Source organism: Arthrobacter sp. SE2 (genome assembly GCF_058244265.1).
Genome location: NZ_JBZAYA010000004.1, coordinates 186,685 through 198,885, shown reverse-complemented (window position 1 = coordinate 198,885; position 12,201 = coordinate 186,685). Strand labels below are relative to the sequence as shown.

Here is a 12,201-nt window from a genome sequence, read left to right as displayed (position 1 = left end):
CGGAGGATCCATGCTGCGCGTACGACCCATCCAGTTCACGTCCGACGTCGCCGGCTGGAAGCACCTTCTTGCGGCGCTAGGCCTCGTGTGCGTGGAGGACGACGGCGATTGGGTGGAGTTAGACGCCGGCTCGGGCCGGGTGGCCATGCACCGTGCTTCCGCGGGCTCGCTCGACGACGGCACTACCGTGTTCGGCGTCGAGGTCGGGGATTTGGCCGAGTTCGCCCGGCGCACTGTAGCGGACGGGACCCGCGCCGAACTGTTCGACGCCGATCACGGCCAGGCTGTGCGCATTACCGCCCGGGACGGCTTCACCTTCCTCGCCGACAAGGCGAGCAGCCGCACGACCAGCCCGGAAGCGGATCCGGGGCTCGCCGTCGTCGGGACCTGGCTCACGCCCGATGTACCGGGGGCCGCGTCGGATTTGCACAACATCGGCGCGCGACCGAGGCATGCGTCCGCGGACTTCGCGGATTTCAGCACGAAGAACGGCGGCATCCTTTTGGTCCAGCAGTCTCCGGAGACGGCTGCGGGAGGCCTCGCTTTCGAGTACGACGGCGACCTGGCTGCCCTGGAAGCCCGGCTCGCCGCCGCCGGACTCAAGGCAGCCCGGACCGGATCGCGCCTCTTGGTCCAGGCGCCGCGCGGCGGATCCATCAGTGTGACTGGGACCCTCTAACCAAACGCCCGCTCACTTATATGCGCCTTTCCGCCAACGCTCGCTCACCTATATCGGTCTTTCCCCCAACGCTCGCTCAGATCATCTGAGCGCGGGATCCCGATTTTGGCCACATACGCGAGCGGGCGTTTGGCTAGTCCTCCAGCGCTCCGTTGCAGAGCCTGTTGACCACTTCAGTGAGCATCGCCAGGCCCGCTACGATGTCCTCGTCCTTGGTGTATTCGTGCTCATTGTGGGAGATCCCGTCCACGCTGGGAACAAAGAGCATCACCGTGGGAACGATGTCCTTCATATTGGTGGAATCGTGCCCGGCCAAGGTCATGACTTCCTTGTTGGACAGCCCCAGGTCGGCGGCAACCTTGGCGGCGAGTTCCACGCCCTCGGGCTGGTAAGGAGTGACCGGCCACGAGTGCGAATGGTGCTGTTCCACGGAAACGTTGGCAAGCGCCTCGATTTCCGCAATGCGCTCGTGCAGCAGGGCATCGGCCTGGGCGAGGACGGATTCGTCGGCACTGCGCAGGTCCAGCAGCAGGCTGACCCGGGATGGCACAACGACGGGCGAGTTTGGGTAGACGTTCAACTGCCCCACCGAGGTGTGGAGCACTCCGGGGAAGCGGTTGGCGATGTCCCGGGCGGCCACCACCAGCATCGAGGCTCCCAGGAGGGCGTCCTTGCGGTCCGCGATGACTGTGGAGCCTGTGTGTGCCTGCTCGCCGTGGACCACGAATTCGTACTTGTTGGCTGCCCAGTTGGAGGACACCAGGCCAATCGTGATGCCTTCCCGTTCCATGCTGCGGCCTTGTTCGATGTGGATCTCGGCGCAGTACACCGCCTTGGGTCCTTCGAAGGAACCACGGCAAGCAATGGCGTCCAGGGCGTCCTGCACAGTAATTCCGGCAGCATCCGTGGTGGCCAGCGCCGTGTCCAGCGGGAGCTTGCCGGTGTACACGGAAGACCCCATCATGGACGGCTTGAAGCGGCTGCCTTCCTCGTTGAACCAGTTCACGACGGCGATATTGAACTTGGGTGCTTCAGCTCCGGGCGCGTTCCACTGGTCAACCAGCCGGAAGGCCGCATGCGCGGCGGCCAGGACACCGTAGGCACCGTCATAACGTCCCGCGGTCGGCTGGGAATCCATGTGCGAGCCAACCACAACGAACGGAGCTCCCGGCACGGCCTCATAAAGTCCCCACTGGTTGCCGACCTGGTCAAAACGGACGGTGAAGCCCCGGGCTTCCAACAAGCTGGTGAGCCAGTGGCGCTGTTCGCCGTCGGGCTGGCTGGCAGCCTGCCGGTCCACACCGCCGTTAGCAGTGGCGCCGAAAGCGCTCATGGTGTGGAAGTCCTGGACGAATGCGGTGTCTTGGGCAGTGAAGCTGGTGGTGGACGTCATTGGTTCCCCTATGAACTGTGTTCGATCTAAGAAGAGTGCTGAATCTATGAACTGTGTTGAAGCGCGGTCAAAGTGTTGTGGGTGAAACGGCCGCCGACGGCTGTCGCGAGCACGTGCAGCTCTGCAATATTGCCGGCGTCAAGCGGCGAGCCGGACAGGACGGTGAAGTCGGCAAGCTTGCCCGGGGCCAAAGAGCCCTTTACGGCCGACATCCCTGTGGCCGCGGCCGCCCCCGTGGTGTAAGCGGCTAGTGCCTCGTACGGGGAAAGCCGCTCCGCCGGGTTGCCGAACACCGCGCCGGAGGATGTCCTCCGGTCTACGAAGGCTTGCATGCCGCGGAGGACCTTGCCGTCCGCGACGGGACGGTCGGAGCTCCCTGCCAAGGTCACCCCAGCGGACAAGAACGACGACGCGCGGTAGGCCCAGGGCAGTCGCTCCGGACCGAGTGACGCCGACATGCCGTCGCCGCCCTCATGGAAGAAGCTGGACTGAGGCGTCACTGCGATCCCCGCCGCAGCGAGCCGCCCGAGCTGTTCCGGCCTGGTCATGGAGGCGTGTTCGATCCGGTTCGGCATAGTGCGCGGGCCGTACGTGGCGTCGCAATCCGCAAGAATATCGATCGCCAAGTCCACGGCCCGGTCTCCGATGGCGTGGGCCGCAATCGACCATCCGGAAGCGTAGGCGGCCTCGATCCGCTCCCGCAGCAAGGCGGGTTCGGTTTGGAAGTAGCCCGTGTTGCCCGTGTTGTCCTTCTGCCCGTGGCTGCAGTACTCATGACTGACCGCGGCGGTTTCACCCATGAGCGAGCCGTCGAGGAAGACCTTGGCCGGGCCTAGGGAGAGGTACTCGTTGCCGAATCCGCTCGTGATGCCCAAATCCAGGCCAGCCGCGCCGGAACCGTCGTCGGCATGGCCACCAAGCAGGCGCAAAACGTCCAGCACCGGCATCACCTGAGCGCGCGCATGGAGCTTACCGTTGGCCGCGGCCCGCTGGTAAGCGGCTAGCTCCACCGGGCTGTGGCCGATCCACCCGCCACCCACGCCCGCTTCGGTGAAGCTCGTGATGCCCTCGGAGGCGTAGTGCCGCGTGGCCCGCTCCAAGGCCGCCTCGATCTCGCTGATCGAATACGGCAGGATCAGCTGCTGGATCAATTCCTGCGCCGTTTCCTGGACAAGCCCAGTGGGCCTCCCCGCCGCGTCGCGGACGATCACGCCGCCGTCGGGATCTGAGCACGACGGCGACTCGGCACCTGCCAACCGCAGCGCGGCTGTGTTTACCACGGCCATGTGACCGGAGTTGTGCCGCATGAACAGCGGCCGCTCCCCCGTGATCCGGTCAAGTTCACGGATGTCCGGGAACTCGCCGCCGTGCCGCTGCTGGCTGAAGCCCGTGGCCATGAGCCAGGCGCCAGCCCCGTGGCCTGCGCCAGCCCCGTGGCCTGCGCCTGCGTCGCTGCCGTCGCCGGCCATGGCGCCCCGCAGCAGCCCATACAACTCCTCCAGGCCCCGCGCCTTGGACACATCCAGCTCGGCCAGGCCCAGCCCGAACCACGTGGTGTGGCAATGTGCGTCAATGAAGCCGGGCGTGACGGTGGCGCCGCCAAGGTCCAGGACGTCAGCGGCCGCGAGGTCATCCAGGTCTTCATCGAGTCCCACCACGAGGCCCCGCCAGATACCCAGGGACCGTGCGCTGGGCCTGTCCGGGTCCATCGTGATGATGTCCGCGTTGCGGAGGAGCAGGTCGAGTTTCATACCAATGGCCTAGCGGTGCGAAGTTGTGACGGACTTGATCCGGGTGTAGTCCTCCAGCCCGAAGACGGAGAGGTCCTTGCCCGTGCCCGAGTGCTTGAAGCCACCATGCGGCGCCTCGGCCGGAATGACCTGATGGCAATTGATCCACACGGCGCCGAAGTCCAGCTCATTGGACACCCGGGTGACCACGCCGTGGTTGTTGGACCAAACGCTGGAGGCCAGGGCGTACTTCGTCCCGTTGGCCAGCTCAAGCGCCTCTTCTTCGGTGGAGAAAGGCTGGACCGTGACCACGGGGCCGAAGATCTCGTCGCACACCACCTCGTCAGTCTGGAAGACGCCGTCGATCACTGTCGGTTCGAAGTAGTACCCCGCGCCGGTGCGCTTGCCGCCCGACAGCACAGTGGCGTTGGCCGGAAGCCTGGTCATGAAGCCCTCTACGCGCGCAAGCTGCGCTGCACTGTTCAGCGGCCCGAGGTCCGAGGCGTCATCCCCGAGGGTCAGCGCGGCGGCCGCAGCGCCGAGGGCCTCGGCGAACTCCGCGTGGATGTCCGCGTGAACGAGCACCCGGGTCACGGCAGTGCAGTCCTGGCCCGCGTTGAAGAACGCGCTCAGGGCAATTTCCTGCGCTGTGCGGGCGATATCGACGTCGGCGAAAACGATCGCAGGCGCTTTGCCGCCAAGCTCCAAGTGGACATCCTTCAGCGTCTTGGACGCAGCGGACATGACCTGTGCGCCCGCCCTGGTGGACCCCGTGATGGACACCATCTCGGGGATTTCGTGGTCCACCATGGCGGCACCCGCCTCGCGGCCTCCGCAGACGATGTTCACGACTCCGGCCGGGTAGACCTCCTGGGCCAGCTCGCCCAGGATCACGGTGGACCAAGGGGTGGTGTCCGCGGGCTTCAAAACCAAGGTGTTTCCCGACGCCAAAGCCGGCCCGATCTTCCAGATTGCCATCATGAACGGGTAGTTCCACGGAGTAATCTGCGCGACCACACCCAGCGGTTCGCGTCGGATGGTGGACGTGAAGCCCTGCACGTACTCTATGGACGCAGTGCCGGACACGACGCGGCAAGCTCCGGCGAAGAAGCGCAATTGGTCGGCGCCGCGCAGGATCTCCAGTTCGCGGGTCACGGCCCGCGGCTTGCCCGTGCACGCCACTTCTGCGTCCAGGAGCCGGTCCACGTTGGCTTCGATGAGGTCAGCGAGCTGCAACAGGAGCGCCTGGCGCTCGCCCGGCGTCGTGCGCTTGTAGCTCTTGAAAGCGGCGGCGGCGGACTGGAAGGCGAGGTCGACGGCGGCTGCGTCACTATCCGGGGCCGTGCCGATCTGGATGCCTGTCCGGGGATCGAAGAAGGGCAGGCTCGCCGGGGCGTCCACTGCTTGGCCGTTGATGATGTTCTTGAGCGTAATCACGTGGGGCTCCAGTCAGTTGCTCTTGGGGGAACGGGTGGTGGGGTCCTGCGGGAGGTGCAACACGGCCGGGAGGCCGGAGTCGACCGCGCGGCGGAACGCCGCAGCGAAGTCCTCCGCCCTGTCCACGCGCTCGCCGTAGCCTCCGTAGGAGCGGGCCAGGGCCGCGAAGTCCGGATTGGTCATGTGCGTGCCGGACGGGCGGCCCGGGTAGTGGGCTTCCTGGTGCTCGCGGATGGTGGCGAAGATGCCGTTGTCCACCACCAACACAATGAACTGTGCGCCGTGGCCCATGGCCGTCGCGATTTCCTGGCCGTTCATCATGAAACAACCGTCGCCGGCCACCGAGATGACCTGGCGGCCGGGGTATGCCAGTGAGGCCGCAACGGCTGCCGGGATTCCCATGCCCATGGCTCCGTTGCGCGGAGCGGCCAGGGAGTTGGCGCTGTTGTGCTTCAGGTAGCGGGCCGGCCACAGGGCGTGGTTGCCCGCGCCGAAGGTGAGGACGGCGTCGTCGTCCATCTCTTGTTTGAGGATCTCCATCACGACGCCGAGATCCACTGTGTTTGTGTCCGCTCCGTGGACCCCGTCGGGTTGGGCCGAGGAGAACTTGAGGTAATTTGCCCGGGCATCCTGGAACCAGCCGGCGGCGGGCCGCACGGCAGAGCCTGTGTCCGCGATGGCGAGAGAAAACGCCGAGACGTCTGCGGTAAGGTGCTGGTCCACCCGGCCGAAGTGGCCGAGGAGTTCCGGGTCCGGATTGATCACGACGGTGGCGGCCTTGAGGCCTCGGGTGTAGCCATCCGAGAGGACGTCGCCGCGGACACAGCCAAGGAAAACGAGCAGATCGGAGTCGTCCAGAAGCGCCGCGGTGGCGTCGCTGCGGCCGTAGCCCAAGAAACCGGCGTAGGACTCGCTGCAGTGCGGGACGGCGTCGTAGGCGCGGAAATCGGCTACGACCGGGATGCTGTGGCGTGCCGCCCAGGCGGCCAGCGCGTCCCCGGATTCCTGTGTCCAAGCCTCGCCACCCACCACGATGAGCGGTTTATTGGCCGCGGCGAGACGCGTTTCCAGCTCGGCCAGGTCCGCGGCAGCGGGCCCGGGACGGGAAACCCGTCGCGGCTCCACGGTGCCTTCGTTGATGGTGTGCACCAGCACATCCTCGGGCAAGCCGATCACGACAGGGCCTGGGCGTCCGCTCAGGGCGGCAAAGATCGCGTCGTCCACCACGCGGGCGGCGGAAGCGGCGTCGTCGAGAGTCACGACTTTCTTGGCGGTGCTGCCGAACCAGGCGTTGATGTCGAATTCCTGGAAAGATTCACGGCCGCGGTCCGCCACGGGGATGAGGCCCACGAACAGGATCATGGGCGTCGCGTCCTGGTGTGCCGTATGGATGGCGATGAACGCGTTGGCGGCGCCGGGGCCGCGCGTCACCATGGCGATGCCGGGGAGTTCCGTGAGGCGGCCCTCGGCCAGCGCCATGAAACCCGCTCCGCCTTCGTGGCGGGTCACGATGGTCTCGATCGAGGAGTCGTGGAGTCCGTCCAGAACGTCCAGGTAGCTCTCGCCGGGGACGCCGTAGACCCGCTTGATGCCTGCGCGTTCAAGCTGCTCGACGATGAGGTGGCCTGCTGTAGTGGTGCTCAATGCTTCATTCCTTCTTCTTTGATGCTCAGGCCGGGCAGGAAGATGCCGGACAGGGCGGTCAGTACGGAAACAATCAGGAGAATGATGGCGCCCGGCCAATACGAGTTGCCGTTGGCGGCCACCAGCGCCGTGGCGATCAGGGGCACGAAGCCGGAGATGACGCCCGCTGTATTGGAAGTGATGGCGACGCCGGTGTACCGGACCTTGGTGGCGAACAGGGCCGTCAGCGCCGTGCCCGAGACGGCGTACGGGATGGAGAGGACGGCGACGCCGATCATCATGCCGACGATCACCAGGACGGGGTTGCGGCTGTCAATGGCAAGGAAAACAGGGACCGCAATGATGGCCGAGGCCACGCCGCCCCACAAGATGACTTTGCTGGCACCGAACTTTTCGCCCATTCTGCCGGCCCAGACCAGGGCCCCGATTTCGAGTGCGGCCGCGAGGAGGGTGCCCAGGAGAAGCAGTTCGGACGGGAGTTTCAGGACCTTGGTGCCATAGAAGACCACGAAGCTCGTGATGAGGTAGAAGCCGCCGATGCCGAGCAGTGCCGAGCACATGCCCACCAGGATCTGGCGCCAGCTGTTCTTCAGCACGCCGCGAATGGGGGCATGCTCTGTCTCGCCGGATTCCATGAGGGCTTCGAATTCGGGCGACTCGCTGAGCCTGCTGCGGATCCACATGGAGATGGCCAGGAGCGGGATGGCTGCGATGAAAGGGATGCGCCAACCCCACGCGTCGAAGTTGCTCTGACCCACCAGGAAGAGCATGCCGAAGAAGCCTCCGGAGGAGAGGATGGTGCCGATCGGAGAGCCGATCTGCGGCAGCGCCGCGTAGCGGGCGCGCTTGGCAACCGGGGCGTTTTCGACGGCGATGATCACTGCGCCGCTCCATTCGCCACCGACGGCGAGGCCCTGGACGATCCGCAGGGCCACCAGAAGGATGGGTGCCGCGAGCCCGATGGTCATGTAGTTCGGAAGCAGGCCGATCAGGCCGGTGACGACGCCGATTCCGACGATGGTGACCATGAGTATCTTCTTGCGGCCTACCTTGTCGCCGAGGGCGCCGAAGATGAATCCACCGATGGGACGCGCGACGAACCCGACGGCGAGGGTGGCGAAGGAGCCCATTGCCGCCACGAATGGATCCTGCGAGACGAAAAACTGGGCGTTGAACACGAGTGCGGCCGCGGTGGTGAAGAGGAAGAAGTCGTACCACTCCAGCGCTGTGCCTACGAGGGCGGCGAGGGCGACCTTCCTGGTGACCCTCTCATCGACTGTGCGAGGCATCCCGGGAGTCAGATGCGTGGGGGCGCTGCCTGCGCTGCTGGCCATGATTACTCCAAAAGATTCGAACGATGCCGTAAAAACCGGGGAACTGCCATTTGTGATTGGCCTCACTCGGCAGTGACTACTCCCATAGTGCCAGTAGATCCGCCCAAAAAAACTAGCTCCGTGCCACGGAAAATCGGCCGTAGAATGTGTGAATGCACAATGCAGAGAGGGCTGGTGACGCCGCACGCTGGGGAGAGCTCGTGGAAGGCCTGCACGGGCGGCTGGAGGAACTTGTCGAGCTCTTCGTGACGCGCGTCCAGGAGATCCCCGAATATGCCGACAACAGGGTGAGCTTGCCGGAATTGCAGAGCACAGCACGTGAAACTTTCCGGCGCCTCATCGACGGACTGCGGGACGAGAGGTTCCGCCATTCAAACTCCCATGGCAGCCAGGATTCGCTGGCGCGTTTTTCTTCAGAACTGGGTGCCAAACGGGCGCGTGCCGGAATCTCGCCCGAGGCCCTGATTTCAGCTGTGCGCCTCGATTTCAGCATTCTGTGGGCAGATCTCCTGCAAATCTCCGATGCGGAGGATGCCGTGCTCCTGACGTCCCATGTAGACCAGGTGTGGCGCGTGGTGGATGAGTTTGCCACCCAAACCCATTCCAGCTATTCAAGCGAGCGGGTCCGCATGGCCCAGGAGGAATCAAACATCCGCCGGGAGTTCATCGCCCGGCTGTTCAGCAAGTCCGAGCTATCGGCAGACACCATCAGCCAGGCCGCGGCGGCCCTGGTCACGGACCCGGAAGCAAGGTTTTCCATCGTGGCGGCAAGCGGCGAGGCAGCCTCCAAACTGCGGACTATTGCCACCCAAGGGGGCTGGCTCCAACCGTCCCAACGGCTCTACGTCCACGAATTCGGCGGCAGCACGTACGTCTTCTGGGCGTTGGCACGGGCCCATGGCGCAGGGTCCGGCGGCGCAGGCCGGCAAGACGAAGGACCTGCCTACATTCCAGCCCCCATCACCGGAATACCCTGCGGTTATGTCGAGGGATTTTCCGGCCTGCGCGCTCTGCCCTCGGCAGCACGCACGGCAGAGCGCCTCGCTTTGCTGCTCCAGCCCGCGGACCGAGGCCCATTGACGGCCGCAGCAGCGTGGGCCCGGCTCGCGAAGCAGCAACTCCAGGATGCGGGCCTGGACCTCTGGGCCGATCTTGAATCCGCCCTCTCGGAATGCCGCGACGGCGAGCGCGAGCGGCTGACCGAGACCGTGCGCCATTTCCTGCACACGGGCAACATCACCACCACGGCGCAGGAACTGTTTTGCCACCGGAACACCATCCTCAACCGGATCAACCGCTTCCAGGAGCTCACGGGCATCGATCTGGCCGTGCCGGCGCAAGCGGCCCGGCTGGTGGTGGCCTGGGCCTGAGGCTGGGGCGTACTACAAAGGAAAGCAGCCATTGTGTGAACACACATTTTCTGCCGTTTTTTGCTGGAAATTCAGCCATTGAAGTGTGGTACGCAACACAGGATAGTTATCTGCATCCTCACCCGGGCACTCGCCCCCACACTCATCTGGAGCTTCTCATGGCCCAAACGGTAGATACCGCCTCCGTGTCCGCAGCCAGGCTTGACCTGGCCAAGATGCGCAAAATCGCCCTCGCCAGCGTCATCGGCACCACAGTCGAGTGGTACGACCTGTTCGTGTTCGGAACAGCGTCCGCCTTGGTCTTCAACAAGATCTTCTTCCCCAGCTTCGACCCGATCGTCGGCACCATGCTGGCCTTCGGCACGTTTGCCTCCGCCTACATTGCCCGCATGGTGGGCGCCATCATCTTCGGCCACTTCGGTGACCGGCTCGGCCGCAAATCCATGCTTCTGATCTCTTTGCTGACCATGGGAGCGGCAACTTTCGCCATCGGCTTGCTGCCTGACTACAACAGCATCGGCATCATGGCGCCGCTGTTGCTGCTTCTGTTGCGCGTCATCCAAGGCCTGGCGTTGGGCGGCGAGTGGGGCGGCGCGGTACTCATGACTGTTGAGCATGCTCCTTCCGCCCGCCGTGGCTTCTACGGTTCCCTCGTTCAGGTTGGCGTTCCTGCAGGCACCTTGATCGCCAATGTCGCGTTCCTGATTGTCGCTTCCACCGTCAGCTCTGACGCGCTGCTCAGCTGGGGTTGGCGCATCCCGTTCCTGGCCTCCTGCCTGCTGGTGGCTGTCGGCATTTACATCCGTCTCCACATCGAGGAAACCCCGTCGTTCCAGGCAGTCAAGACCGCCGGCGCCAAGGCGAAAATGCCCTTTGCCGCCCTCATGGCCAAGTACTGGAAACAAGTTGTCCTCGGCGGCATCGCCACCCTCTCTACCGGCAGCACCTTCACCCTGTTGGTTGCTTCCGGCGTTTCCTACGGCAAGAAGGACCTCGGCCACTCGGAGAGCCTCATGCTCTGGGTTGTCTTGGCTTCCTGCGCGCTGTGCTTTGTGCTCATCCCCTTCTTCGGGAAGCTCTCGGACAAGTACGGCCGCAAGCCGATCATCTACGCCGGGGTGGCCGCTGAGGCGTTGTTCGCCTTCCCGATGTTCTGGCTCATGGACACCAAGTCAGTACCCTTGTTGTTCGTCGCGTACCTCGGAATGATGACGGCATTCGCAGCCAACTACGGTCCCATCGCCACGTTCCTGGCCGAACTCTTCGGTTCCAAGGTCCGCTACTCGGGATTGTCCGTGGCCTACATGCTCTCGGGTCTCCTCGGCAGCGCCGCGACCCCGTTCATCACCACGTGGCTCCTCGGCCTGACGCACCAGAGCTCCTCCATTGCCTGGTACATCACAGCCGCGGCCTTGATCTCCCTGACGGCGCTGTTCGTCCTGACGGAAACCCGTCACGGCAACATCGACGCCGTTGACGAGGCCCCCGTGGATGCAGTGGAAGCGGCCGCGAAATGAGCGATTCCCTGGCGACGAACCCGGCCGGGAACACCACAAACCCGGCCACCATCACGCGGCTCGCCGAGATCCCCGGCCAGGCAGCCGCCGTCGGACCGTTCTCCCACGCGGTCATCGCCAACGGTTTCGTGTTCACCTCCGGCCAGATCCCGGCCATCACGGGCCTGGATGACCAACCGGAGACCTTCGAAGGACAAGTCCGGCAGACCATCGAAAACCTGCGTACGGTACTGGAAGCAGCCGGTTCCAGCCTGGCGCACGTGGTCAAGGTCAACACGTACTTGACCAGCCAGGACCAACTCGAGGAGTACAACCGCGTCTACACGGAGTACTTCGGCTCGGCGAAGCCCGCGCGCACTTCCGTGTGCGTGAGCCTCTGGGGAGTGTCCCTCGAGATCGAATGCGTGGCGGTGCTCGCATGAGCGGGGCTTCCACGGCTGAGCTCGTGTCCTCGGCAGGCCTGTTGGCCCGGCTTGCTCAGGTCGGCTACCCCACTATCGGACACTTCCTGGAGGACGGATTTGTCGATCCGGCCATCCAATCATTGCTGGACTCCTCGCTGACGGGCGAAGGGCTCGACGCCGTCAAGATCGCCGGCCCGGCCGTCACCGTCCGGATCGTCGACAATGACGCCATCGCCATGAACCGCGCGCTGCTCGCCCTGACCCCGGGCAGCGTGCTGGTGGTGGACATGTCCGGCGACCACCGTCACGCCCCCGTGGGGGCCGTCACGGCCGCCGCGGCGAAAGCGCAAGGCGCTGCCGGCGTCGTCGTGGATGGTGTGGCGACCGATCTGCGCGAACTGCGGGCGACTGCGATCCCCGTCTTTGCCCGCGGCACGTCGTCCCTCACCACGAAGCGCGTTTACGGCACGGGTTCGGCCGTGAACGTACCGGTCGAGTGTGGCGGCATCATGGTCAACCCGGGCGACTTGGTGCTCGCGGACAGCAACGGCGTTCTGGTGCTGAGCGCGGAAGCCGCCAGCGCCGTCGTCGACCGGGCCACGGCCTCGGATGCCGCCGAACCGGCAATCCTGGCACGCATCGCTGCAGGAGAATCGCTCGACGCAATCCTGGCTGTCTGATTCGTACGGCATG

The 12,201-nt window shown here is 65.0% G+C and carries 10 protein-coding genes; 5 read left to right on the top strand and 5 right to left on the bottom strand.

The features are described 5' to 3' along the window. Window positions 1-10 precede the first annotated feature (10 nt). Window positions 11-679 carry a VOC family protein gene (locus AC4CS3_RS07700; protein WP_490782903.1) on the top strand — a complete coding sequence of 223 codons (669 nt, stop codon included), beginning with the start codon at window positions 11-13 and terminating at the stop codon, window positions 677-679. 133 nt (window positions 680-812) lie between these two features. On the opposite strand, the gene AC4CS3_RS07695 is transcribed toward AC4CS3_RS07700, so the two are convergent. From AC4CS3_RS07695 to AC4CS3_RS07675, 5 genes are read right to left on the bottom strand one after another with little or no spacing between them, the layout of a single operon-like run. Next, window positions 813-2,072, bottom strand: a complete 1,260-nt coding sequence (locus tag AC4CS3_RS07695; protein ID WP_490782902.1) for a M20 family metallo-hydrolase — start codon at window positions 2,070-2,072, stop codon at window positions 813-815. A 44-nt stretch (window positions 2,073-2,116) separates the two neighbouring features. Beyond that, window positions 2,117-3,823: an amidohydrolase gene (locus AC4CS3_RS07690; protein WP_490782901.1), complete on the bottom strand. Its 1,707-nt coding sequence runs from the start codon at window positions 3,821-3,823 to the stop codon at window positions 2,117-2,119. A 9-nt stretch (window positions 3,824-3,832) separates the two neighbouring features. Further along, window positions 3,833-5,239, bottom strand: a complete 1,407-nt coding sequence (locus AC4CS3_RS07685; RefSeq protein ID WP_490782900.1) for an aldehyde dehydrogenase family protein — start codon at window positions 5,237-5,239, stop codon at window positions 3,833-3,835. A 12-nt stretch (window positions 5,240-5,251) separates the two neighbouring features. After that, complete coding sequence (locus tag AC4CS3_RS07680) at window positions 5,252-6,883, bottom strand: thiamine pyrophosphate-dependent enzyme (protein WP_490782899.1); 1,632 nt, start codon at window positions 6,881-6,883, stop codon at window positions 5,252-5,254. Continuing rightward, window positions 6,880-8,217, bottom strand: a complete 1,338-nt coding sequence (locus AC4CS3_RS07675) for an MFS transporter (RefSeq protein WP_490782898.1) — start codon at window positions 8,215-8,217, stop codon at window positions 6,880-6,882. Before AC4CS3_RS07675 ends, AC4CS3_RS07680 begins: the two co-directional genes overlap by 4 nt. 152 nt (window positions 8,218-8,369) lie before the next feature. Between AC4CS3_RS07675 and AC4CS3_RS07670 the strand changes: the two genes are divergently transcribed. From AC4CS3_RS07670 to AC4CS3_RS07655, 4 genes are all read left to right on the top strand, one after another. After that, the gene (locus tag AC4CS3_RS07670; RefSeq protein WP_490782897.1) at window positions 8,370-9,587 is read left to right on the top strand and encodes a PucR family transcriptional regulator; all 1,218 of its coding nucleotides are present in this window, start codon (window positions 8,370-8,372) and stop codon (window positions 9,585-9,587) included. 158 nt (window positions 9,588-9,745) lie between these two features. Then, window positions 9,746-11,104 (top strand): MFS transporter, encoded by a 1,359-nt coding sequence (locus AC4CS3_RS07665; protein WP_490782896.1) that lies wholly within the window; start codon window positions 9,746-9,748, stop codon window positions 11,102-11,104. Continuing rightward, window positions 11,101-11,526: a RidA family protein gene (locus AC4CS3_RS07660; RefSeq protein WP_490782895.1), complete on the top strand. Its 426-nt coding sequence runs from the start codon at window positions 11,101-11,103 to the stop codon at window positions 11,524-11,526. Before AC4CS3_RS07665 ends, AC4CS3_RS07660 begins: the two co-directional genes overlap by 4 nt. Continuing rightward, entirely contained in the window at window positions 11,523-12,188 is a 666-nt protein-coding gene (locus AC4CS3_RS07655; RefSeq protein WP_490782894.1) for an RraA family protein, read from the top strand. The genes AC4CS3_RS07660 and AC4CS3_RS07655 overlap by 4 nt, the downstream gene beginning before the upstream one ends. Window positions 12,189-12,201 lie beyond the last annotated feature (13 nt).